A 22,775-nucleotide genomic window follows, 5' to 3' on the forward strand; every position below is an offset into this window, starting at 1 on the left:
ACGCGGCGGATTCCATGAAAGAAGTTGGCAAGGTTTGCAGCCGCGCCGGTGCGGCGATCAATCGGGACGGGCCTCGTTTGCGAGAAGGGCGGCGAGCGCCGGCGCATCGACGGGACGGCTGAAATAATAGCCCTGCATCTCGTCGCAGCGATTTTCCTTGAGGATGCGCATCTGCTCCTCCGTCTCGACACCCTCGGCGATCACCTTCAGCTGCAGCTCGCGCCCGAGCGAGATCACCGCGGTGGCGATGGCGCGGTCGCTGCCGTCGTGCTCGAGATTGCTGACGAAGGAGCGGTCGATCTTCAGCCGCGACAGCGGCAGGCGCTTGAGAACGCTGAGGCTGGAATAGCCGGTACCGAAATCGTCGATCGACAATTGCACGCCCATGGCCTTGATCTCGGACAGGGTGGCGATCGCCCGTTCGATATCCTCGATGATGACGCCCTCGGTGATCTCCAGCTCGAGCCACCGGCTGTCCAGCCCGCTGCTCTCCAGAGCACTGCCGATCTTGGCGAGAAAGTCCTTCTCGCGGATCTGGCGCGGCGAGACGTTGACCGCGACGGTGACGGACGGAAGACCGGCCTCCTGCCAGAGGCGGTTTTGCCGGCAGGCCTGGCGCAGCACCCATTCTCCGAGGTCGGCGATCATGCCGGACTCCTCGGCGATCGGAATGAATACCGTCGGCGCGATCAGGCCACGCGTCGGATGATGCCAGCGCAGCAATGCCTCGACGCCGAAGATGCGGCCGGAGGCGAGATCGACCTGGGGCTGGTAGAGAAGCTGAAATTCGCCGCGCGAGAGACCCGCCCGCATGTCTTCCTGCAGCGACAGCTTCTCCACCACCGCGCTGTTCATCTCCGCCGCATAGAAGCGGAAGGTGTCGCGCCCGGACTGCTTGGCGCGGTACATCGCCGCGTCGGCATTGCGCAGCAAGGTCTCCGCATTGGTCCCATCGTCGGGAAACGCGGCGATGCCCATGCTGCAGGTCATGTGCAGCGGCTGCCCCGCGCACAGGAAGGGCTCGGCGATCAGCGTCCGCAGCTTCGCCAGCGCCTCGAGGATGGGCATGTCGCTGCCGGGATGCTCGCCGAGCAGCAGCACGAACTCGTCGCCGCCGATGCGGGCGACGGTATCGGCCGGATGAAGAAGGCCGCTCAGCCGCTCGGCAATCATGACCAGCAGCCCGTTGGCCCTTTCATAGCCGAGACTGTCGTTCACCCGCTTGAACTGGTCGACATTCAGCGCCACGACCATCAGCTTCGACCTGTGGATCTCCGCCTGGATGAGGTTCTGTCCCAGCCGGTCCTTCATCAGCGTCCGGTTGGGAAGCCCTGTCAGGAGGTCGTATTGCGTGAGCTGGCGGAGCTGCTCCTCGGCGGCCTTCCACTCCGTGATGTCGCGGGCCACGCCGATCAGCCCGACGATCTCGCCCTCGCCGTTGCGCAGCGGCACGCGCGAGGTCGAGAGCGTCGTCTGGACGCCGGCCGTCGTGACCACCGGCTCCTCGAGATTGAGGACCGCCTCACCCGATGCCATGATCTGCTGCTCCAGCGCGCGCGTGCGCTCGGCAAAGCCGGGTTCGACGACGTCGAAGTCGGTGCGGCCGATCAGGCTTGCCGCATCCGTGTGGCCGGTGACGTCTAGCACCGCCGAGTTGACGAGGACAAAGCGACTGTCCTGATCCTTGACGAAGATCATGTCCGGCGCCTGGTCGATCATCTGGCGCAGCAGCGCGCCCTCGGTCATGTCGAGGCTGGACAAGGAGCCGGTTGCATCGGTCGAATGCGAGCCGGACATCCCGGCCGCCTTCGGCTGTTCGGACGGCGATGGAAGCGGTGTCTCAGGCATGGAGATCATCTGGCGCCGTCAGAGGAGCATGCGACGCACCGGAAGGCGTCGGTTCGAGAAGATATTAAGGACAGAAGATAAATATTCAGTCGTCAGACTTAACTTTACGTTCCGGCCGATCTTCGCGGCGCGGGGAGCTTCGGATGAAAGACCGCGGCAGCGTCCGGCAGGGCGCTGTCGGACGATCGGGGATGAAATACCGGGGCTGTCGCGCATCCGCCGAAGACCGTCGCCAAAGCGGCGCGGCTCGCGTACAGCAGGCCATCGCCCTCTCGCCAGCAGCCCGCCGTGTCACTCCTGCCGCGCCTCGCCTTTTCCGACAATGTCCGCGCGAGCCTCTGCATGCTTCTCGCGATGGCGGCCTTCGTGGTCAATGACAGCCTGGTCAAGCTGCTGACCGCGGACCTTGCCGTGCCACAGCTGATTGCCGTGCGCGGGCTGATGGCGACACTGCTGCTGATCGCCATCGCCTGGACGCGAAAGGTGCCGTTCTCGCTGAGGATCCTGCGCCAGCCCCTGGTGATGCTGCGCACCGCCGGCGACGTCGCCTGCACGCTGTTCTACATCACCGCGCTCGGCCACCTGCCGCTCGCCAACGCCACCGCGATCTTCCAGGCACTGCCGCTGACGGTGACGCTTGGCGCCGCGCTGTTCCTGCGCGAGCCGGTCGGCTGGCGACGGTGGAGCGCCATCGGTGCAGGCTTCGTCGGCGTGCTGATCATCGTGCGACCGGGGCTCGAGGGCTTCACCGCCTCCTCGCTCTACGTCCTGGCCTCCGTGGTCTCGGCCGCGGTCAGGGACCTTGCGACGCGGCGCCTGCCCGAGGCAGTTCCCTCGCTGCAGGTCTCGGCGGTCACCGCGCTCGTCGTGACGCTGACCGGCGGCTTGCTCATCCCTTCCGCCGGCTGGGTGCCGCTGACCGGAACGCACATGGCCATGCTGGCGGTCGCGGCGGTGATGATCGGCGTCGGCTACATCTTCATCGTCTCCGCCATGCGGATCGGCGACATGGGCTTCGTCGCGCCCTTCCGCTATTCGGTGCTGCTGTTCGCGCTGCTTATCGGCGTGTTCTGGTTCGAGGAAATTCCGGATCGCTGGGTGTTGCTCGGCACCCTCATCATCATGCTCAGCGGCGCCTACACCTTCTACCGCGAGCGGGTGAAGGGGATTGCGCCGTTGCCTGAAACCGAAGTCGTATGATCGCCGGCCCCGCTCCTGCGCCAGCGAAGGTCGCCGCATTGATCCTCGCCGGCGGACGGGGTGCGCGCATGGGTGCCGCGGTGCCGAAGCCGCTGCTGCGCCTCGGCGGGCTGACCCTCCTCGATCATGTGCTGGCTCGGCTCGGTACCGACACCGCGCCTGTCCTTATCAGCGCCAACGATGCCGATGCCTTCGCCGGGACCGGGCTGCCAGTGATCCCCGACCGGATCGGCGGTTTCGCAGGGCCGCTGGCGGGGCTGGACGCGGCCGCCGTCCATCTCGGGGCGCACCACCCCGGCGTGACGCATATCCTGACCCTGCCGGCCGACACGCCGTTCCTGCCGAGCGACCTCGTATCCCGCCTGATCGCCGGACCGGCCGGCCTTGCCTGCGTTGCCAGCCGTGCCGGCGCCTTGCAGCCGACGGTGGCCCTCTGGCCGATGGCATCGCTCATTGCCCTGCCGGGCTTCCTCAGCGCGCCGGGCAAGCATGCGATCCGCGGGTTGCTCGACTGCGTCGGTTACGCAGCGATCGACTTCCCCGACGATGACGGGGCGCCCGGCGGCGATCCGTTCTTTAACGTCAACACGCCGGAGGATCTCGCAGAGGCGCGATCCTTCGAACCCAGTCGTTGAAAAGGCGTGAGGCTACGATGACAGCTGTTGCACTTTTTACGACAGCCATGGAAGTATCGCCGCTATAACAGGCATGCCCAATGTCGAGGCCCGTGACGCCTGCTCACCACCGGAGAAGTCCATGCGTTTTGCCCGTACCCTCACCGCCGCCGTCGCGGTGCTCGCTTTGGCCGCAAGCTTCAACGCCGCGCAGGCTGACGATTCGGCTAAGGATTACAAGACGATCAAGATCGGCACCGAGGGCGCCTATCCGCCGTTCAACTTCCTCACCGCCGGCGGCGAGCTGACCGGGTTCGACATCGACATCGCGAAAGCCCTCTGCACACAGATGAAGGCCGAGTGCGAGTTCGTCGCGCAGGATTGGGACGGCATGATCCCGGCGCTGCAGAACAACAAGTTCGACGCGATCATCGCTTCCATGTCGATCACGCCGGAGCGCCAGAAGCAGATCGACTTCACCAACAAGTACTACAACACCCCGCCGGCGATCGCCGTGGCCAAGGACAGCCCGATCACCGAAGCGACGGCCGCAGCGCTTTCCGGCAAGGCGATCGGCGCGCAAGGCTCGACCACCCACAGCCAGGCCGCCGAAGCGCTGTTCCCCGACAGCGACATCAAGGTCTACCCGACCTCGGAAGAGTACAAGCTCGACATCGGCAATGGCCGCCTCGACGCCGTAATGGACGACGTCGTCGTCCTGTCGCAGTGGATCGACAGCCCGGAAGGCAGCTGCTGCAAGATCCTCGGCACGCTGCCGGCCGATCCGAAGATCTACGGCGTCGGCGCCGGCATCGGCCTGCGCAAGGGTGACGAGAAGCTGAAGAAGATGTTCAACGACGCGATCGTCGCGATCCGCAAGGATGGCACCTACAAGACGGTCCAGGACAAGTACTTCAAGTTCGACGTCTACGGCGCCGAGACCAAGTAGGCCCCGCATGAGACCGCGGCGCGGCGGCCAGCTGCCGCGCCGCAACGTGCCGACCGACGGCCGGCATTCCCCTGGCGTCGGCTCCCCACCCGGTACATCTGAACCACGACGATCGCGGAGCGCGCATGCAGACTGACTGGGCGATGATCGGCTTCGGCCCCGAGGGCTGGGGCGACGAAATCCTCGCGGGCGTCGTCGTCACCGTCACGCTGGCGCTGGCGACACTGCCGCTCGGGCTTGGCGCCGGCTTCGCTTTGGCACTCGGCAAGCAATCCGAGGACAAGGCCATGCGCCTTTCCGCCGACATCTACACCACCGTCTTTCGCGGCCTGCCGGAACTGCTGACGCTGTTCCTGGTCTATTTCGGCGGACAGAGCGCGATCAACGCGCTGACCGGCGCCACCGGACTTCCGGCTCTGACCGTTTCGTCCTTCGTCGCCGGCATGATCGCGCTGGGCCTCGTCTTTTCCGCCTTCGCCAGCGAGGTCTTCCTCTCGGCCTTCCGGGCGATCCCGATCGGCCAGACGGAAGGCGCCAAGGCGCTCGGCCTGTCGCGCTGGCGCATCATGCTCTCGGTCATCCTGCCGCAGCTGATCAAGATCGCCTTGCCGGGCCTTGCCAATCTCTGGATGAACCTCCTGAAGGACACCGCCCTCGTCTCGGTGGTGGGCCTTGCCGACACCATGCGCCAGGCCGGCATCGCCTCCCGCGTCACGCGCGAGCCCTTCCTGTTCTTCGGCATCGCCTGCGCGATCTTCCTCGTCCTCACCATGCTGTCCTCGGTGGTGATCGGCCGAATCGACCACTGGACCAAGCGCAGCGGAGCGTCGCGATGACCGTCTCGGCGCCTCCCGTGATCCCCAAGCGCAGCAGTCTTGCCGGCAAGATCATCCTCGGCCTCATCTGTCTCGCCGGCCTCGGCATCGTCTACTACCTCGTCTCCGCCTACGACCCCGATCTGATGGCGCGCTACGGCCCGCTCTATCTCCAGGGGTTGTGGACGACGATCTCGCTGGTGCTGATCTGCTTCGTCGTCGGCGCCCTCGTCTCCATCCCCATCGCTTTCGGGCGAATGGCGAAGAACCCGGTGGCGCGCGGCCTCGCCTTCGTCTTCGTCTACTTCTTCCGCGGCACGCCGCTGATCGCGCAGATCTTTCTCGTCTATTACGGCTTCGGCGAATTCCGTGGCACGTTCGAAAGCCTCGGCCTCTGGTGGTTCTTCCGCGACGCCTGGTACTGCGCGATCTTCGCGATCTCGCTGAACACCGCCGCCTACCAGGCGGAGATCCTGCGCGGGGCGATCGAGAGCGTGCCCCGCGGCCAGTGGGAAGGCGCCCGCTCGCTCGGCCTGTCGCCGCTCCTGATCTTCTGGAAGATTGTGCTGCCGCAGGCGATGATCGTCGCCCTGCGTCCCTACGCCAACGAGATCATCCTGATGATCAAGGCCTCGGCGATCGTCGCGATCATCACTGTCTACGACCTTTTCGGCGAAACCCGCCGGGCCTATTCCAGGACCTTCGACTTCCAGACCTACATCTGGGCGGCGCTGTTCTACCTCGCCATCGTCGAAGCGCTCCGGCATGCGACCGCCGCGATCGAGAAGCGGCTGATCCGGCATCTGAAGCGGTAGACAAGGCAGCGATCATTATCTCATAATTGAGATATGGATTGGTCGGTGATCTTTACAGAGGCCTCAGCTGGCGAGTTCGAGCAGTTGGCAGATGATCTAAAAGGTCGCTTGCTGCGGCTTGCCGATCGCCTCTCCACAGACGGTCCCCTGGCAATGGGAATGCCCCATGTCCGACCCATCGGTGGCAAGCTTTGGGAAATGCGGCTCAGCAGCAAAGGTCGTATCGCAAGGGCTCTTTATTTTGCTGGATCGGGACGCCGCCTGATCGTCGTGAGAATCTTCGTCAAGAAGACTGAGAAGACACCCCCGTCTGAAATTGAACTGGCACGCAGACGCATGGAGGCCATCAATGACTAAGTTCGTCACGCTGGAGAGTTTAAAAGCACAGTTCCTCGCCGACCCGGAGGTTAAGGCGGCCTATGACGCCGCGGAGAACGAATTTGCGATCTCCAAAGCCCTGATTTCCGCCAGGGCGGAGGCGAAACTGTCGCAGCAGGAAGTTGCCGAGCGGATGCAGACGACGCAATCGGCCGTTGCGCGCATGGAGAGCGGCCGGCATGCCCCGTCGATGACGTCGCTTGGAAGATACGCGACGGCGGTGGGGCGCACGATCCGGATCGAGATCCATCCGAGCCCGTCCAGCACCGTCGCCTCGGAAGGCGTAGAAGGCCTCAAGGCTTGACCACCTGACGCCGTCTGCTACCCCGTTGGGCATCGTCTCTCGCGGGGAAAGAGCTGGCATGGCCAAGGTAAGCTTCATCGGATTGGGCGTCATGGGCTTTCCCATGGCCGGCCACCTCAAGACCAAGGGCGGCCACGACGTCACCGTCTTCAACCGCTCTTCGGAAAAGGCGAAAGCCTGGGCGGAAAAGTTCGGCGGCACTTCTGCCGCAACGCCCCGGCAGGCGGCCGACGGCGCGGACGTGGTGTTCGTCTGCGTCGGCAATGACGACGACGTGCGCTCTGTCGTTCTCGGCGAGGACGGCGCCTTCGCCGGAATGAAGCCGGGTGCCATCCTCGTCGACAACACCACGGCCTCGGCGGAACTCGCCCGCGAGCTCGATGCTGCCGCGCGCGAAAAAGGCCTGAAGTTTCTCGACGCACCGGTGTCCGGCGGCCAGGCCGGCGCCGAGAACGGCGCACTGACGGTCATGGTCGGCGGCGATCCGGCAGACTTCGAGGCGGCAAAGCCGGTCATCGCCGCCTATGCCAAGATGGTCGGCCTGATGGGACCCGCCGGTTCCGGCCAGCTTGCCAAGATGATGAACCAGATCTGCATCGCCGGCCTCGTCCAGGGCCTCTCTGAAGCCATCCATTTCGGCAAGCAGGCCGGGCTCGACATCGAGACGGTCGTCGACGTGATCTCCAAGGGCGCCGCCGGCTCCTGGCAGATGGAGAACCGCCACAAAACGATGGACGCCGGAAAATATGACTTCGGCTTCGCGGTGGAGTGGATGCGCAAGGATCTCGGCATCTGCCTCATGGAGGCCAAGCGCAACGGCGCGAAGCTCCCGGCGACCGCGCTGATCGACCAGTTCTACGCCGAGGTCGAGGGCATGGGCGGCAAGCGCTGGGATACGTCCTCCCTGCTCGCGCGCCTGCAGCGCTGAGACGTCAGGCGAAGGTATTGAATCGGGGTGTGAAGGCGTTGATTCGTCAAATGAGGAGAGTGAATCGCCGAGTGAGAAGCTGACGCCAAGCGATTCAGGAGACTCGGCTTTTCAGTTAAGCTTTTCACGAAACGCCGAAAATCGTCATGTCGACGTTGACCCAACGCTTCTATCGGAGAGCTTCAGCCCTTTCAGCTTCGTCATCCCGGACTTGATCCGAAATGACGAAGCTGACGAGCAGATGCGAACGGCAGCCCTCAGCCGCGCCACCTCACGCTTCCTTCGGCTCCTTCTCCAGCTGGATATAATCCAGCGGCATCTCCGTCGTGTACTTGATTTGCTCCATCGCGAAGGACGAGGAGACGTCGCGGATTTCGATGCGGGCGATCAGGCGTTTGTAGAAGGCGTCGTAGGCGGCGATGTCGGGCACGACGACGCGCAGGAGATAATCGACGTCGCCGCTCATGCGGTAGAACTCGACCACTTCCGGAAAATCCCCGACCACTTCGGAAAAGCGCTTCAGCCACTCGTTGGAATGCGAATTGGTGCGGATCGAGACGAAGACGGTGACGCGCAGGTTCACCTTGGCCGGATCGACGATCGCGACGCGGCGGCGGATGATCCCCTCTTCCTCGAGCTTCTGAATCCGGCGCCAGCAAGGGGTCGTCGACAGCCCGACGCGCTTGGCGACATCGGCCACCGCGAGCGTCGCGTCCTCCTGCAGGAGCTTCAGAATCTTCTTGTCGAGCCGGTCCATCGTCGCTGCCTCATGTCCATGTCGCAGCCGTTATAGCAGGAGTTCCGCCGCCGTGTCGGCAGGGCATCGAGTGGAACGCCACGGCTTGGAAAAAGCCGCCGAAAGCGTCAGTCGACACAAAGTTTCGCATTTGCTTAAGGCAGTTTTTTAAGCTTTGGGAAAGATGATGGGCCGCGACGAATCGTACGACGCGGAGCCTTCGAACCCCCACCCATGTCTGTCGCAGCCCCTCCCAGTTATGGCAAAGGTCTTGGCCGACGCCGCCGCGGCACGTCCGAGGCGGACCTGTCCAAGACGCTGCGGGCAGCGCGTGCGCGGCTGGCCGGACGGCTGACGCCGGGTTTCGACCGCGAGCTGCTGCAGCATCACGCGCACACGCTGAAGACCGCCGCGGTGGCGATGCCGCTGCCGATCCTCTTGACCGGCTTCGGCCTGTCGGTGTTCGTCGGCGCCGTGGATGCCCTGGTCTGGGGCCTGGTGGCGCTGGCCGGGTACCTCGTCCTCTATGCCATTACCCGGCGGTTCGCCCGGCAAAGCCCGGAAAGCCTCGATGCGGTGCGCTGGGGACGGCTGCTGCTTGCCGGCCATGCCGCCGCCGGCTGCGGCTGGGCCTATCTCGCAAGCCTTGGCTGCAACGCCTGCGCCCCGCTGCGCTTCGACATCTTCCAGTTCGCCATCCTGCTGCTGGCGGTGGCGCTGACCGCGATGGTCTCCTCCACGCTGCGCTACGTCGTCAGCGTCGCCTTCGCGCCGCTGTTGCTGACGCTGATCGTCAAGCTGGCGACCGAGACCGAGCCGGTTGCGTTGGCCATGCACGCCATGGTCATCGGCGCCGTGCCGATGTTCACCGTCGTCGCCGAACACCTGCGCCGCAACACCATCGAGCGCATGAAGCATCAGGCAGAGAAGGACGAGCTGATCGCCGAGCTCGAGACCGCAAGGATCAATTCCGACGAGGCGCGGCGGCGGGCGGAAGAGGCGAACCTCGCCAAATCCCGCTTCCTCGCCACCATGAGCCACGAGCTGCGCACCCCTCTGAACGCCATTCTGGGGTTCTCCGAGGTGATCTCCAAGGAGATCCTCGGCCCGCTCGGCAACGAGACCTACAAGGACTACGTCAAGGACATCCACGTCTCCGGCCAGCATCTCCTCGACCTCATCAACGAGATCCTCGACCTGTCGCGCGTCGAAGCCGGGCGCTACGCGCTGAACGAGGAGGCGGTGGAGCTCACGCAGATCGCCCGCGACTCGCTCGCCTTCGTGCAGCTGAAGGCGCAGTCCAAGGGCATCGCCGTCGAGGTGCAGTTCGAGCCGGAGCTGCCGCAGCTCTGGGCCGACGAGCGCTCGCTGCGCCAGATCATCATCAACCTCCTGTCCAACGCGGTGAAGTTCACCCCGCGCGGCGGGCTGATCACCGTGCGCGTCGGCTGGACGGCCGGCGGCGGCCAGTACGTCTCGGTGCGCGACGACGGGCCGGGCATTCCCGAGGACGAAATCCCGGTCGTGCTCTCCTCCTTCGGCCAGGGTTCCGGCGCGATCAAGAACGCCGAGCAAGGCACCGGCCTTGGCCTGCCCATCGTCCAGGCGCTCTGCCACATGCACGACGGCGAATTCGTGCTGAAGTCGCAGCTGCGCGTCGGCACCGAGGCGATCGCGATCTTCCCGCATGCGCGGGTGCTGGAAGTGATGCCGGCGTTCCAGGACATGGCCTGAAGGCTTGGCGGGCGGCGCGGCCGTGCCTACATGGCAGCGGCAGCCGCACTGCACCTCTCGCGAACGGAATGAGATGACGATCGAAAGTCCCTGCACCCGGGTCTGCATCCTCGACCCCGGCAGCGGGTTCTGCCTCGGCTGCGGCCGCAGCGGCGAGGAGATCGGCGGCTGGTCGACAGCGACACCACTGGAGCGACGCACCGTCATGGCCGAACTGCCGGCCCGGCTGGCGCGGCTCGGCCCGCTGCCAAGCCCGGTCGAGCGCGTAGCACGCGGAGGCTGAGGCGTGCGCGGCAACGGCTTCCTGATCCTCGTCCTGGCACTGATCGCGGGCGTCGTCGTCCTCCTGATGCTGAACGATGGCGGCCGGATCGGCGGGCTCAGCGACGACGACTTCGGCCAGAGCGCCTATGCCGGCATCTGGGCCCTGGTGATCGCGGCAAGCCTCTTCGGCGTCCTCAGGACCAATCTGGCGGGAGCCGCGAAGAGCCTGCTCGCCTGGCTGCTGGCCTTCGCGCTGCTGATCGGTCTCTACAGCTACCGCGCGGAAATGCGCGAGGTCGGCGACCGGATGCTGGCGGAACTGATCCCCGGCCACGTCATCACCGTCGCCGGGGACGGGACGCAGGTCCGCGTGCTGCGGGCGGACGACGCGCATTTCCACGTCGACGCGGTGGTGAATGGCAGAAACGTCAGCTTCCTCGTCGACACCGGCGCCTCGCTGGTGGCGCTCGACCGGGGCACGGCCGCGGCGATTGGCATCGACGTCGACGCGCTCGGCTTCACGACGCGGGTGATGACGGCGAACGGTCCGGCCCGCGCCGCCCCGGTCCGCCTGAGCTACATCAAGATCGGCGACATCGTGCGCGAGAACGTCCAGGCAGCGGTGATGGACAGCGAGGGCGACGGGCTCAGCCTCCTCGGCATGAGCTTTCTCGGCACGCTGACGAGCTTCGACTTCCGCGGTGAGCGGCTGACGCTGACCGACTGAGGCCTTTCAGCTTTGCAAGGCCGCTTCTTCAGGCCGCCTCGCGCACCGGTGCATCGAGATCGACGAAGCTCAGCGCCTCCGCGAACAGCTCCGGCCCCGCATCGCGGCGGGCGCCGGCGTCGGAGAGGGTCTGACGCCAGCGGCGGGCGCCGGGCAGCCCCGTGAACAGGCCGGTCATGTGCCGGGTGACGTGCACCAGCCTGCCGCCGCCGGCGATATGGCGCGCGGCGTAATCGGCCATTTCTGCGACCAAAGCAGGGTAGTCGAACGCTGCCGGCGGCGCCCCGAAAAACAGCGCATCGACCTCCGCGAGCTGGCCGGGGTTCTGGTAGGCTCCCCGCCCCATCATCACGCCGTCGACCGCGCCGAGCTCGGCCGCGGCAGCCGCCACCGTCGACAGCCCGCCATTGATGCCGACGAACATATCGGGCAACCGCTGCTTCAGCCGGTGGACGCGGGCGTAGTCCAGCGGCGGAACGTCGCGGTTCTCCTTCGGGCTCAGCCCCTGCAGCCAGGCTTTTCGCGCATGCACCCAGATGGCGGAGACGCCGGCGGCGACGGCCGCATCGGCCAGCGCGTCGAGCGCCGGCTCGGTATCCTGGTCGTCGACGCCGAGCCGGCACTTGACCGTGACGGGTATCCGCACCGATTCGCGCATCGCCTGCAGGCATTCGCCGACGAGCAGCGGCTCGCGCATCAGGCAGGCGCCGAAAGCGCCGGACTGGACGCGGTCGGAGGGGCAGCCGACATTCAAGTTCAGCTCGTCATAGCCGAAGCCCTCGGCGATCCGCGCAGCCTTCGCCAGCTTCTCCGGATCCGACCCGCCGAGCTGCAACGCCACCGGATGCTCGGCCGCGTCGAACCCCAGCAGACGCTCGAGATCGCCATGGATCACCGCGTCGGCGACCACCATCTCGGTGTAGACCAGCGCGTGCTTCGACAGCTGCCGGAAGAAGTAGCGGCAGTGCCGGTCCGACCAGTCGATCATGGGCGCAGTGGCGAAGCGGAAGCGGCTGTAAGCGCTTGTCTCAGAGGAGGTTTCGGTCACGGTCGGGCAGCCTGGAAATGTGGATCTTCGGGTCTGGCGTAACGGTTTCCATACCACCGGACGCGGCGAAATGCGCGTCCCGCTTCCGCAAGGCTGAACGCCGCAGCGCTTGCAGCCGCCGCCGGCTGCCTGATTTCCCTCGGCACGAGGGCCACACACGATCTCCTGCGTGGCGCGGCGGCAATCCTCGGTGTCGCTTTTGGAAGCGGCCTTGCCGGCGGACTGCGCCTAACATCTGTTCACATCGGTTGGACGGGGCATGACATGGCAGAATTTCCGGATAAGGCGAAGGTCGTCATCATCGGGCTCGGCGGCATCGTCGGGGCCTCGATCGCGCATCATCTGATCGAGCGCGGCTGGGACGACATCGTCGGCATCGACAAGTCCGGCATCCCGACCGACATCGGCTCGACCGCGCATGCCTCCGACTTCTGTTACACCACCAGCCACGACTACCTCTCGGTCTGGACGACGCAGTACTCGATCGATTTCTACGAGAAGATGGGCCACTACGCCCGGATCGGCGGGCTGGAAGTGGCGCGCACCGGCGACGACGCCTGGATGGAAGAGATCAAGCGCAAGCTGACCTCGGCCAAGGCGTTCGGCACCCGCGCACACTATGTCAGCCCGGCCGAGATCAAGGCGATGTTCCCGCTGATCGAGGAAGATCAGGTGCAAGGCGGCCTGTTCGACCCCGATGCCGGCCTCGTCATCCCGCGCTCGCAGACCGTCGCCGGCAAGCTGGTGGACGCCGCCGAGAAGACCGGCAAGCTGAAGGCCTTCGCCAACACCGCCGCGCAGTCGCTGATCATCGAGAACGGCCGCATCAAGGGCGTCGTCACCCACCGCGGCACGATCATGGCCGACCATGTCGTGGTCTCCGCCGGCATCTGGGGCCGGTTGATCGCCGAGATGGCGGGCGAGGACCTGCCGGTGATGCCGGTCGACCATCCCCTCACCTTCTTCGGCCCGTACACAGAGTTCGAAGGCACCGGCAAGGAGATCGGCTTCCCGCTGCTGCGCGACCAGGGCAACTCGGCCTATATGCGCGATACCGGCGACCCGAAGACCACTGAGGGCGGCCAGATCGAGTGGGGCTATTACGAGGCGACCAACCCGCGCCTCTGCCATCCCCGCGACATTCTCGAAAAGCACCAGGCCCGTCTCTCGCCGTCGCAGCGCGATCTCGACATGGAGCAGATCCTCGAGCCGCTCGAGCGGGCCATGGAGCTGACGCCGATCCTCGGCGAGCTCGGCTACAACGAGGGCCATTCGTTCAACGGCCTGCTGCAGGTCTCGGCCAGCGGCGGCGCCTCCTGCGGCGAGAGCCAGAAGGTCCGCGGCCTTTGGTACTGCATCGCCATATGGGTCAAGGACGGCCCGGCCTACGGCAAGCTGATCGCCGACTGGATGACCGACGGCCGCACCGAGATCGACCACAACTCGGTCGACTACGCCCGCTTCTACGGCCACCAGCTGACCGAAGAGTTCATCGAGGGCCGCACCTACGAGGCCGCGCAGAAGATCTATTTCCCCGCCATCCACCCGCGCGAGCCCTATGCGACGGGGCGAGGCGCCAAACGTTCGCCGTTCTACGAACGCGAGGTCGAACTCGGCGGGCACTTCATGGAGCTCGGCGGCTGGGAGCGCGCGCACGGCTATGCCGCGAACGAGCACCTCCTGGAGAAGTATGGCAACCAGGTGCCGGTGCGTGCCAACGAGTGGGATTCAAGGCACTTCTGGCGCGTCTCGAACGCCGAGCAGCTGGCGATGTCCGACGATTGCGGCATCGTCAACCTCAGCCATTTCTACATGATCGACGTCGAGGGACCCGACCACGTCGCGCTGCTGGAATGGGTGTCGGCAGCCAAGATCGGCGGCGACGGCAACATCGGCAAGGGCATCTACACCCACTTCCTCGACGACGAGGGCATGGTCCGCGCCGACTTCACCATCCTGCGCAGCGCCGACCGGTGCCGCATCGTCGACGGCGCCGACGCCGGCCCGCGCGATCTCCTCTATCTCCGCCGCGTCGCCGAGGACAAGGGCTTCGACGTCGTGATCACCGACGTCTCGGAAGCCAACGTCACCATCGGCATCTGGGGTCCGAACGCCCGCGAGACGCTGAAGAAGGTCGTCGCCGACCCAGACGCGCTGGACGCCGCAAGCTTCCCGTTCGCGGCGATCCGGCCGATCGAGATCGCCGGCAAGGCGGTCTCGGCCTTCCGCATCTCCTATGTCGGCGAGCAAGGCTGGGAGCTACATATGAAATACGAGGACGGGCTCGCCGTCTGGGACGCGCTGCGCGCCACCAGTGTGATGGCCTTCGGCATCGAGACCTATGCCAATTCCCGCCGCATGGAGAAGAGCCTGCGGCTGCAGAACGCCGACCTGCACACGCAGTACAATCTGATCGAGGCCGACCTCGCGCGACCGAAGGTCAAGGAAGCCGATTTCTGCGGCAAGGCGAAGCACCTCGAATACAAGGCCCGCGACCACCAGCCGGCGATGCTTTGCACCTTGGTGATGACCGACAACGTCGATGCATCAGGCGTCGCGCGCTACCCCGTCGGCTCGCTGCCGGTGGTCGATCCGGACACCCAAGAGGTCCTCGTCGACGAACTCGGCCGACGCTCCTACACCACCTCGATCGCCTACGGCCCGACCGTCGGCAAGAACATCGCCCTCGCCTACCTCCCTTGGTCGCACTGCCAGGTGGGCCGTAAGCTCAGCGTCGAGTATTTCGCCGAGACCTATCCGGTCGAGGTTGCCGCCGTCGGCTACAAGCCGCTGTATGATCCGGAGAACCTGAAGCCGCGGAGCTGATGCAGCCGGGCGGTCATCGCCGGCCTTCGTCGCAAACGGGCAAACTTAGCCCTGGAGACGACGGCTCGACCCAACACGGCAGAATACAATGCAAGCTTGCTTGTCGGCTATCGAAACCGCCGATATCAGGTGGACATGAAAGATTTCATGATCGCCATAGCACCGCGTTACCCGTCGCTGGACGGCATTCGCGGCTTGGCTGCCATGATCGTCCTGGTCTCGCACATCAGCAATGTGACGAACATTGCCGGTAATGTTCTCGGCAATGGAACCGGCCAGCTTGGAGTGATGCTGTTCTTCTGCCTGTCAGGCTTCCTTATGGGCAAGCTCTATCTGTCGTCCGCCGTGACGCGTGACAGCCTCGGACACTTCGTGCGGCGCCGGGCCAGCCGGGTCCTGCCGCTCTATCTCGGCCTCGTTCTCGTGTCCTACGGACTTGGAAAGGTCTTCGGCGACGGTTGGCCTTTCTACGGGATCGACGACCGCGGGCTAGTCGATCATCTGCTCTTCGTGAAGGGGGTCGACGTTCTGTGGACCATCCCCGTCGAGATTCAGTTCTACGCCGCTTTCACGCTGCTCTGGACGGCGCTGTCGCTGGTCCGCGCGCCGCTCATCCTGGCTATCGGGTTTCTGCTGGCATCCGTGGTGGCCACGCTGCTGTTTCCCGGGCCGATATTCCTCCGCTCGCTGCCGTTCTTCCTCTCGGGCATGGTCGTCTCGCTGACGAAGACGCGGCCCCTTCCCGCTTGCGCACCACTGATAGCCTGCGGATTGGCGCTCATCCTCCTCGCGCCGAACATCCGACCTTTCATCGGTCTCGCGGCCGTTCCCATCGACCGGATCTGGCAGGAACCCGCCTATCTGCTGCTGGTACCGGCGATCCTTTATCTCTCGGTTCGTTGTGCGGGCGCTTCCGTCGTGCTGGGAGAGGGCTTCCTGGCGTTTCTCGGCGTGATCTCCTATTCGATCTACCTGCTGCACATGCCGGTCATTCGCGGCGTCGGATACGTTCTCGGCCCAGGCGCCTCACTGTGGATCTTCATCCCCATTTGCCTGCTTGGCATCCTCAGCGTGTCCACCCTCTCCTACTTCGTGTTCGAGCGACCGGTTGCGCAGTTTCTCTCGGCGCAGCGCAAGCCGCATCGATGATAGCAATCGCCCCCGTATAGACTGGCTGCCGGACCGTTCCCCTCGGGCGTCGTGCAGCCAATCTAATGCGCGAAGGAAGCTCCATCTTTTGTAAACGGGCGCATCTTTCTTTGATCGGGGGAGTCCACCCCATCGCAGGATGCTGAGCTTCACGATCTCACCGCCGTCGCGCTGCACTCTGCGGCTTCGGTGTCGCCGCGGCGGCGCTCGCTTCGAGATCACGTCCCATGGGCATGCCGCTCCTGCCGATCCCTCCTCGCCAGCCTTCTCAACAGCCCTCCGCAATTCGCCGTGGCGGAGTTGATTTCCCACCGAAATAGCGCCAGGATGACGTAGAGGAATTTGTCGTTTTGAACGCCATTTTGACCGGCTCGAACATCGTATAGAAACAGGGCCTACCATCTCGCGGCGAGATCGGTGCATTGGCATGCAGAATTGATGCACGGGTTCACGGGACGCGCTGGCAAGAAGATCTATTCTATAGTTTGCACTCGGCAGACGGCTTCGAAGCGCAATATTGGAAATTCTGGCGGATGACCGTTCGTTTTGCTCTGCAGGAATTTCAGGTGGAACACCCGATCAATTCTCCCGAGTCAAAAGACCCGGCAACCTCCTGGACCGCCGCGCCGTTCTGGCTGCCCGCCATTCGACAGTTCGACGGCACGTGGTGTTTCTTCCCGGCGGCGATCGAACGGCGCAGACAGGACGGACGGTGGGTTTATCGGGGCCGCCGCGAGACAGATCGCGAATGGTGGGACCGACAGATCTGACCGGTTTAGCTCGAGGCCAACAAAACCCGATCGCCTCTCACCCCCACCATTACCCACGCTATTTTCAAGCAAACCCTTCGCAACCAACCCTCCTCGGCCCTCAAGCCGAACCGCTGCCCCGGTCCCGAAGTGATGGAAACGGAGCGCTGATCGCGGCCTCGACTAGAAGCCCATGGCGGGAGAAGCCTGCGGTGCGGAACCGAGCGAGATCATCATCCGCCGGTTAGGCATTTCGCCCTCATCGCCTGCAACATCTACTTTAGCCAATCGCTTGTCTTTCCCATCGGCTAGGTTGCGGCGCCGTCTTCGCTCTTGAATTCGCCCCGCGGACCCGCTTGCCGGGGTTGTGGAGACTTCGCGCGACGGAAAGATACCCGTCAGGCACGGCAAACCGTCATCGCAACGGTTGCGCCGGTTGGGAACGGCCGCCTCGTCGCTGATAACTTCGGGGTGGAAGCGCAAGCCACCATCGCCAACTTTGCTTTTTCCGCGCGACAGCCTATAGCTCGCGAATTCGCAGTGCACTGAAAACCGCGGTCCGATGGCCGCGACGAACACACGAGGTAGTCCTTTGTCCTCAACCTTCGACCGGGTCGCAGACATCATCGCCGAAACCAGCGAGATCGACCGCGCCCAGATCACGCCGGAGAGCCACACCATCGACGACCTCGGGATCGATTCGCTCGATTTCCTCGACATCGTCTTCGCCATCGACAAGGAATTCGGCATCAAGATCCCGCTCGAGCAGTGGACGCAGCGCGTCAACGAGGGCGAGGCGGCGACCGAGGAGTATTTCGTGCTGAAGAACCTCTGCGCCAAGATCGACGAGCTGCGCGCCGCCAAGACCGCCTGACCTAGAAACGGCGCCGACACGTTTCGCGCAGTCGGCGCAACTGGCGCGGGACGGTTCCGACGCCTGGCTGATTTGACCAGCGGCATCGCCGTCGGCCCCTCTGGGGAACCGGCGGCGATGCCGGCATGCTTTGGGCGCAAGTCGCCCGCCGGTGGGGGGAACGCCGGTCGCCAGGCTTTTCGGGCCGGCGCGCAACAGATGGAAGCTGTATGACCCACCAGGACGTCCTGATCACCGGCATCGGCCTCGTCTCCTCGCTCGGCGAGGGCATCGAGGCGCATCTCGACCGGCTCACCGCCGACGCGGCGCCGCATCCCGAGATCGAGACCGAGCGCTACGCGCCGTATTTCGTCCACCCGTTGCCGCCGATCGACTGGGCGCAGCAGATCCCCAAGAAGGGCGATCAGCGCCAGATGGAGACCTGGCAGAAGCTTGGCACCTACGCCGCCGGCATTGCGCTGGCCGACGCCGGCATCCCGGCCGACGAGGACGTGCGCTCGCGGATCGACATGATCGTGGCGGCCGGCGGCGGCGAGCGGGACGTTGCCGTCGACGCGCTGGTGATGGAGCGGGCGCGCGGTGCCGGGGACAAGCAGGCGCGGGCGAACGAGGTGCTGTCCTCGGAGCTGCGGCCGACGCTGTTCCTCGCCCAGCTTTCCAATCTCCTGGCCGGCAACATCTCGATCGTTCACAAGGTGACCGGATCCTCGCGCACCTTCATGGGCGAGGAAGGCGCGGGCATTTCGGCGATCTCGGTTGCCGCGGCCCGCATCGCTTCCGGCCAGAGCCGCATCTGCCTCGTCGGCGGCGCTTTCTCGGCCGAGCGCAAGGATCTCCTGACCAATTACGAGATGGGCGGCTATCTCCTGAAGGATGAATGGAGCCCGGTCTTCGGCCGGACGCCCGGCCATGACGGCCTGACCATCGGCAGCGTCGGCGCCTTCCTGGTGCTGGAGTCGGCCGAGCACGCGGCGTCGCGCGGCGGCACCGGCTATGCGCGGATCGAGAAGATCTTCGCCGACCGCGGCCCGCGCGACGAGACATCGCTGACGCAGCGCTTCGATGGCCTTCTGGAGCAGACCGGCCTTTCCGACGACGAGCTCCTGATCCTCTCCGGCGCCACCGGCATCGCCGCTTTGTCGCAAGCCGAGCGCACCACGCTGCGCGCCCGCTTCCCGCAGGCGGCGCTGCGCAGCTACGGCACGCTGCTCGGCCAGTCCTTCGAGGCGCAGTTCTCGGCCGGCATTGCCTTGGCCGCCGCCGCGCTGGCCCGGCGCACCGGCCTGCCGCCGTTCGACGGACGGGTGGAAAACCAGGTCCTCTTCACCCCGGCGCAGGCGTTGGTGACGACGATCGGCCATGTGCAGGCCGAAGGCGTCTGCGTCCTGCATGCCCTCAACGGCCATTGAGCGGAGCCTGGCGATGAACAGTACTCTCGATTCCCGCGGTCGTCCCGTCGTCGTCGTCACCGGCATCGGCGTCGTCTCCTCGCTCGGCGAAGGCGTCGACGCCAACTGGACGGCGCTGACGGAAGGCCGCTCCGGCATCCACGCGATCACGCGGTTTCCGACCGATCACCTGCGCACGACGATCGCCGGCACGGTCGACTTCATGGACGTCTCGCCGGTCACCGGCATCGACCTTTCCTTCGCGCTCGCCCGCTCGGCCGGGCTCGAGGCGGTGCGGATGGCCGGCTACGACAGCGCGTTCGCCGGCCCGCTGTTCCTCGCCGCGCCGCCGATCGAGCTGGAGTGGCAGCACCGCTTCCTGCTCGACGCCCTGCCCGGCGAGGCGCGTGAGGAGGCCGGCTACGACCGGTTGATGGAGCTGGTGCGCCAGAACCGCGACCCGGCGATGTACCGGCAGACGCTGTTCTCCGGCATCTCCGAACGCCTCGCCGACATTCTCGGCACGCGCGGCCTGCCGGTGACGCTGTCCACGGCCTGCGCCTCCGGCGCCTCGGCGATCCAGCTTGGCGTCGAGGCGATCCGCCGCGGCGAGACCGACCGCGCGATCTCGATCGGCACCGACGGCTCGGTCGGCGCGGAGGCGCTGATCCGCTTCTCGCTGCTCTCGGCGCTCTCGACCAATAATGCCGTGCCGGCGCGGGCGTCGAAACCCTTCTCGAAGGACCGCGACGGCTTCGTGATGGCGGAAGGCGCGGGCGCTCTGGTGCTGGAATCGCTGGAGTCGGCAAAGGCCCGCGGGGCGAAGATCCTCGGCGTGGTCCATGGCTGTGGCGAGAAGGCTGACGACTTCCACCGCACCCGCTCCAAGCCCGACGGCTCGCCGATCATCGCCACCATCCGCGACGGCCTTGCCGACGCCGGCCTGACGCCGGAGGACATCGGCTACATCAACGCGCACGGCACCTCGACGCCGGAGAACGACCGCATGGAGGCCGGTGGCCTTGCGGCGGTGTTCGGCGAGCGGATCGCCGACGTACCGCTGTCGTCGAACAAGTCGATGATCGGCCATACGCTGACCGCGGCCGGGGCGATCGAGGCGGTGTTCTCGATCCTGACCATGCGCCACGGCGTGCTGCCCCCGACGATCAACTACGACATTCCCGATCCGGCGATCGCGCTCGACGTGGTGCCGAACGTCAAGCGCTCGGCCGATGTCTCGGCGGTGCTGTCGAACTCGTTCGGCTTCGGCGGCCAGAACGTCAGCCTCGTCCTTGGCCGCGAACCCCGCGGCTGACGGGCGCGCCCGCAAAATGATATGAGGCGCCGCGGCGCGTCCCTTTGGACGCCCGGCGTCCGGTAGTTTCGAGGTTTTCCATGCGTGCATTGCAGCTTTTCGGCGACAAGGATCTTCGGGTCACCGATATTCCAGAACCGTCAGCGCCGGGTCCCGGCGAGGCGCGGGTACGGATCTCAGCGGTCGCGCTCAACCATATCGACGTCTGGGGCTGGCGCGGCATGGCGTTTGCCAAGCGCAACCTGCCGCTGGTGATCGGCGCCGAGGCCTCGGGCGTCGTCGAGGCGCTCGGACCGGGCGCTGCCGGCGTGCTGCCGGGCCAACTGGTCTCGATCTACGGTGCGCGCACCTGTGGCCTTTGCAAGGCCTGCCGCGAGAAGCGCGACAACCTCTGCGAACATGTCTCCGGCGTGCACGGTTTCCACCTCGACGGCTTCGCGCAGGAGGTGGTGAACCTCCCGGTGCGGCTGCTGGTCCCCGCCCCTCCCGGCTGCGACGCCATCGGCGCGGCGCTGGCGCCGGTGACCTTCGGCACCGTCGAGCACATGCTGTTCGACAACGCCAAGCTCGAGCCCGGCGAGACCATCCTCATCCATGCCGGCGGCTCCGGCATCGGCACGGCGGCGATCCAGCTCGCCAAGAAGCACGGCGCGACGGTGATCACCACGGTCGGCTCGGACGAGAAGATCGAGGGCGCTCGGGCGCTCGGCGCCGACCACGTGATCAACTATCGCTCCGACCGCTTCGAGGGCGTTGTGCGCAAGCTGACGAAGAAGAAGGGCGTCGACGTCGTCTTCGAGCATGTTGGCGTCGACACCTGGGCCGGCTCGATGCTGTGCCTGAAGCGCGGCGGGCGGCTGGTCACCTGCGGCTCGACCTCCGGCGTCTCGGCGCCGACCAACCTGATGATGCTGTTCCAGCAGCAGCTGAGGCTCATCGGCTCGTTCGGCTGCCGGATGGAGAACATGGCCGACGCCATGCAGAAGATGGCGCGCGGACTGGTGAAGCCGGTGATCGACACCGAGATCGGCCTCGACGAGATCGACGTCGCCCTGCAGCGGATGGCCGGGCGTCAGGTCTTCGGCAAGATCATCCTCAACCTTGAGCGCCTGCCGGTGGCATGAGCAGCCTGTTTGCCAAGAAGGCCTGGAAGCGCTGGCGGATCACCCGCGACTGGACATCGGCCCGGCTGATCTTCTCGCTGCTGTGGATCCTGCGCCAGCTGCCGCCGCGCGCCGGGCTCGCCACCGCCGCCGCCCTCGGCCGCTGGGTGGGCCCGCTCACCCCGCGCCACCGGCTGGCCAAGGAGAACCTCCGCCTCGCCTATCCCGAGAAGGACGCGGCCTGGATCGACGCCACCGCCCGCGCCAACTGGGAGCACATGGCGCGGCTCGCAGCGGAATACGTCTTCCTCGACGAGATCTTCGACTTCGACCCCGCAAAGCCCGGCGAAGGCCTGATCGAGGTTGAGGGCGCCGAGATCTTCGAAGAATTGCAGAAGCGCGGCGGCCCATTCGTGTTCTTTACCGGCCACCTCGGTTGCTTCGAGCTGCTGCCGATCTGTGCCGCGACTTTCGGCCTCGAGGTCACCGCCCTCTTCCGCCAGCCGAACAACCGCTACATCGCCCGCGAAATTCTCTCGGCGCGTCGGACCCGCGGCGGCCATCTGGTGCCCTCCAAGGCCGGCGCGGCCTGGGCGCTGGCCGGAACGCTCGATCGCCAGGGCTCGGTCGGCATGCTGGTCGACCAGAAGTTCACCAAGGGCGCCCCGACGACGTTCTTCGGCAGGACCTGCAAGACCAATCCGCTGGTTCCGAAACTCGTCCGGCAGTTCGATTGCGAGGTCTACCCGGCCCGCGTCATCCGGTTGCCCGGCGGGCGCTACCGTCTGGAGCTGAAGCCGCGGCTCGACCTGCCGCGCAATGCCGAGGGCGCGATCGACATTCCCGCCAGCTGCCAGGTCCTGAACGATATCGTCGAGGGCTGGGTGCGGGAGCATCCGGAACAGTGGATGTGGTTCCACCGCCGCTGGGGCTGAACGCGCGGCCTTTCCCGATGACAGGACCGGGGTTCTGCTCGCAGCCCGCAATCCCCGATCGAACAGCGTCGCTCGA

General features: G+C 65.8%; 23 protein-coding genes. 19 read left to right on the top strand and 4 right to left on the bottom strand.

Annotated features, from left to right (window positions below; all coding sequences use genetic code 11):
- Positions 1 to 57: 57 nt before the first annotated feature.
- Positions 58 to 1,848 carry a putative bifunctional diguanylate cyclase/phosphodiesterase gene (locus ACZL02_RS09605; protein WP_472937251.1) on the bottom strand — a complete coding sequence of 597 codons (1,791 nt, stop codon included), beginning with the start codon at positions 1,846 to 1,848 and terminating at the stop codon, positions 58 to 60.
- 288 nt (positions 1,849 to 2,136) lie between these two features.
- Here ACZL02_RS09605 and ACZL02_RS09610 point away from each other — a divergent pair, with 288 nt between their 5' ends.
- The 8 genes from ACZL02_RS09610 (at position 2,137) to ACZL02_RS09645 (ending at position 7,851) form a co-directional block, all read left to right on the top strand.
- Positions 2,137 to 3,048: a DMT family transporter gene (locus ACZL02_RS09610; RefSeq protein ID WP_472937250.1), complete on the top strand. Its 912-nt coding sequence runs from the start codon at positions 2,137 to 2,139 to the stop codon at positions 3,046 to 3,048.
- Positions 3,045 to 3,683, top strand: a complete 639-nt coding sequence (gene mobA / locus ACZL02_RS09615) for a molybdenum cofactor guanylyltransferase (protein WP_472937249.1) — start codon at positions 3,045 to 3,047, stop codon at positions 3,681 to 3,683. Before ACZL02_RS09610 ends, mobA begins: the two co-directional genes overlap by 4 nt.
- A gap of 121 nt (positions 3,684 to 3,804) precedes the next feature.
- On the top strand, positions 3,805 to 4,611 hold the full coding sequence (locus ACZL02_RS09620; protein WP_472934093.1) for an ABC transporter substrate-binding protein: 807 nt from the start codon (positions 3,805 to 3,807) through the stop codon (positions 4,609 to 4,611).
- Positions 4,612 to 4,736: 125 nt separating this feature from the next.
- A complete protein-coding gene (locus tag ACZL02_RS09625; RefSeq protein ID WP_472937248.1) occupies positions 4,737 to 5,447 on the top strand; it encodes an ABC transporter permease in 711 nt (236 codons plus the stop codon).
- A complete protein-coding gene (locus ACZL02_RS09630; RefSeq protein WP_472938116.1) occupies positions 5,417 to 6,241 on the top strand; it encodes an ABC transporter permease in 825 nt (274 codons plus the stop codon). The genes ACZL02_RS09625 and ACZL02_RS09630 overlap by 31 nt, the downstream gene beginning before the upstream one ends.
- A gap of 45 nt (positions 6,242 to 6,286) precedes the next feature.
- Positions 6,287 to 6,598: a type II toxin-antitoxin system RelE/ParE family toxin gene (locus ACZL02_RS09635; protein ID WP_472937247.1), complete on the top strand. Its 312-nt coding sequence runs from the start codon at positions 6,287 to 6,289 to the stop codon at positions 6,596 to 6,598.
- A complete protein-coding gene (locus tag ACZL02_RS09640) occupies positions 6,591 to 6,923 on the top strand; it encodes a helix-turn-helix transcriptional regulator (protein ID WP_472937246.1) in 333 nt (110 codons plus the stop codon). The genes ACZL02_RS09635 and ACZL02_RS09640 overlap by 8 nt, the downstream gene beginning before the upstream one ends.
- A 58-nt stretch (positions 6,924 to 6,981) precedes the next feature.
- Complete coding sequence (locus ACZL02_RS09645; RefSeq protein ID WP_472937245.1) at positions 6,982 to 7,851, top strand: NAD(P)-dependent oxidoreductase; 870 nt, start codon at positions 6,982 to 6,984, stop codon at positions 7,849 to 7,851.
- Between the two features lie 271 nt (positions 7,852 to 8,122).
- Here ACZL02_RS09645 and ACZL02_RS09650 read toward each other — a convergent pair whose 3' ends face one another.
- Complete coding sequence (locus tag ACZL02_RS09650) at positions 8,123 to 8,608, bottom strand: Lrp/AsnC family transcriptional regulator (protein WP_472937244.1); 486 nt, start codon at positions 8,606 to 8,608, stop codon at positions 8,123 to 8,125.
- Between the two features lie 213 nt (positions 8,609 to 8,821).
- Between ACZL02_RS09650 and ACZL02_RS09655 the strand changes: the two genes are divergently transcribed.
- The 3 genes from ACZL02_RS09655 to ACZL02_RS09665 all read left to right on the top strand — a co-directional run bounded on the left by ACZL02_RS09655 (position 8,822) and on the right by ACZL02_RS09665 (position 11,312).
- The gene (locus ACZL02_RS09655) at positions 8,822 to 10,321 is read left to right on the top strand and encodes a sensor histidine kinase (protein WP_472937243.1); all 1,500 of its coding nucleotides are present in this window, start codon (positions 8,822 to 8,824) and stop codon (positions 10,319 to 10,321) included.
- A 73-nt stretch (positions 10,322 to 10,394) separates the two neighbouring features.
- Complete coding sequence (locus ACZL02_RS09660) at positions 10,395 to 10,604, top strand: DUF1289 domain-containing protein (protein ID WP_472937242.1); 210 nt, start codon at positions 10,395 to 10,397, stop codon at positions 10,602 to 10,604.
- 3 nt (positions 10,605 to 10,607) lie between these two features.
- Positions 10,608 to 11,312, top strand: coding sequence for a retropepsin-like aspartic protease family protein (locus tag ACZL02_RS09665; protein WP_472937241.1), 705 nt, complete (start codon positions 10,608 to 10,610; stop codon positions 11,310 to 11,312).
- A gap of 28 nt (positions 11,313 to 11,340) precedes the next feature.
- Here the strand turns inward: ACZL02_RS09665 and dusA are convergent, their stop codons facing one another.
- A complete protein-coding gene (dusA, locus tag ACZL02_RS09670; RefSeq protein ID WP_472937240.1) occupies positions 11,341 to 12,360 on the bottom strand; it encodes a tRNA dihydrouridine(20/20a) synthase DusA in 1,020 nt (339 codons plus the stop codon).
- 264 nt (positions 12,361 to 12,624) lie between these two features.
- Here dusA and ACZL02_RS09675 point away from each other — a divergent pair, with 264 nt between their 5' ends.
- The 3 genes from ACZL02_RS09675 to ACZL02_RS09685 all read left to right on the top strand — a co-directional run bounded on the left by ACZL02_RS09675 (position 12,625) and on the right by ACZL02_RS09685 (position 17,105).
- Complete coding sequence (locus ACZL02_RS09675) at positions 12,625 to 15,186, top strand: GcvT family protein (RefSeq protein ID WP_472937239.1); 2,562 nt, start codon at positions 12,625 to 12,627, stop codon at positions 15,184 to 15,186.
- Positions 15,187 to 15,282: 96 nt separating this feature from the next.
- A complete protein-coding gene (locus ACZL02_RS09680; protein ID WP_472937238.1) occupies positions 15,283 to 16,335 on the top strand; it encodes an acyltransferase family protein in 1,053 nt (350 codons plus the stop codon).
- A 533-nt stretch (positions 16,336 to 16,868) separates the two neighbouring features.
- A complete protein-coding gene (locus tag ACZL02_RS09685; RefSeq protein WP_472937237.1) occupies positions 16,869 to 17,105 on the top strand; it encodes a hypothetical protein in 237 nt (78 codons plus the stop codon).
- Between the two features lie 162 nt (positions 17,106 to 17,267).
- On the opposite strand, the gene ACZL02_RS09690 is transcribed toward ACZL02_RS09685, so the two are convergent.
- Positions 17,268 to 17,663, bottom strand: a complete 396-nt coding sequence (locus ACZL02_RS09690; protein ID WP_472937236.1) for a hypothetical protein — start codon at positions 17,661 to 17,663, stop codon at positions 17,268 to 17,270.
- A 13-nt stretch (positions 17,664 to 17,676) separates the two neighbouring features.
- On the opposite strand from ACZL02_RS09690, the gene ACZL02_RS09695 reads away from it, so the two are divergent.
- The 5 genes from ACZL02_RS09695 (at position 17,677) to ACZL02_RS09715 (ending at position 22,699) form a co-directional block, all read left to right on the top strand.
- Complete coding sequence (locus tag ACZL02_RS09695; protein ID WP_472934212.1) at positions 17,677 to 17,958, top strand: acyl carrier protein; 282 nt, start codon at positions 17,677 to 17,679, stop codon at positions 17,956 to 17,958.
- Between the two features lie 209 nt (positions 17,959 to 18,167).
- Positions 18,168 to 19,367, top strand: coding sequence for a beta-ketoacyl-ACP synthase (locus ACZL02_RS09700; protein WP_472937235.1), 1,200 nt, complete (start codon positions 18,168 to 18,170; stop codon positions 19,365 to 19,367).
- A 13-nt stretch (positions 19,368 to 19,380) separates the two neighbouring features.
- The gene (locus ACZL02_RS09705; RefSeq protein ID WP_472937234.1) at positions 19,381 to 20,661 is read left to right on the top strand and encodes a beta-ketoacyl-ACP synthase; all 1,281 of its coding nucleotides are present in this window, start codon (positions 19,381 to 19,383) and stop codon (positions 20,659 to 20,661) included.
- An 80-nt stretch (positions 20,662 to 20,741) separates the two neighbouring features.
- Positions 20,742 to 21,785 (top strand): zinc-binding dehydrogenase, encoded by a 1,044-nt coding sequence (locus ACZL02_RS09710; RefSeq protein ID WP_472937233.1) that lies wholly within the window; start codon positions 20,742 to 20,744, stop codon positions 21,783 to 21,785.
- Positions 21,782 to 22,699 carry a lipid A biosynthesis lauroyl acyltransferase gene (locus ACZL02_RS09715; protein WP_472937232.1) on the top strand — a complete coding sequence of 306 codons (918 nt, stop codon included), beginning with the start codon at positions 21,782 to 21,784 and terminating at the stop codon, positions 22,697 to 22,699. The genes ACZL02_RS09710 and ACZL02_RS09715 overlap by 4 nt, the downstream gene beginning before the upstream one ends.
- The last annotated feature ends 76 nt before the right edge of the window (positions 22,700 to 22,775 follow it).

Source organism: Mesocryomonas fontinalis (genome assembly GCF_055730125.2).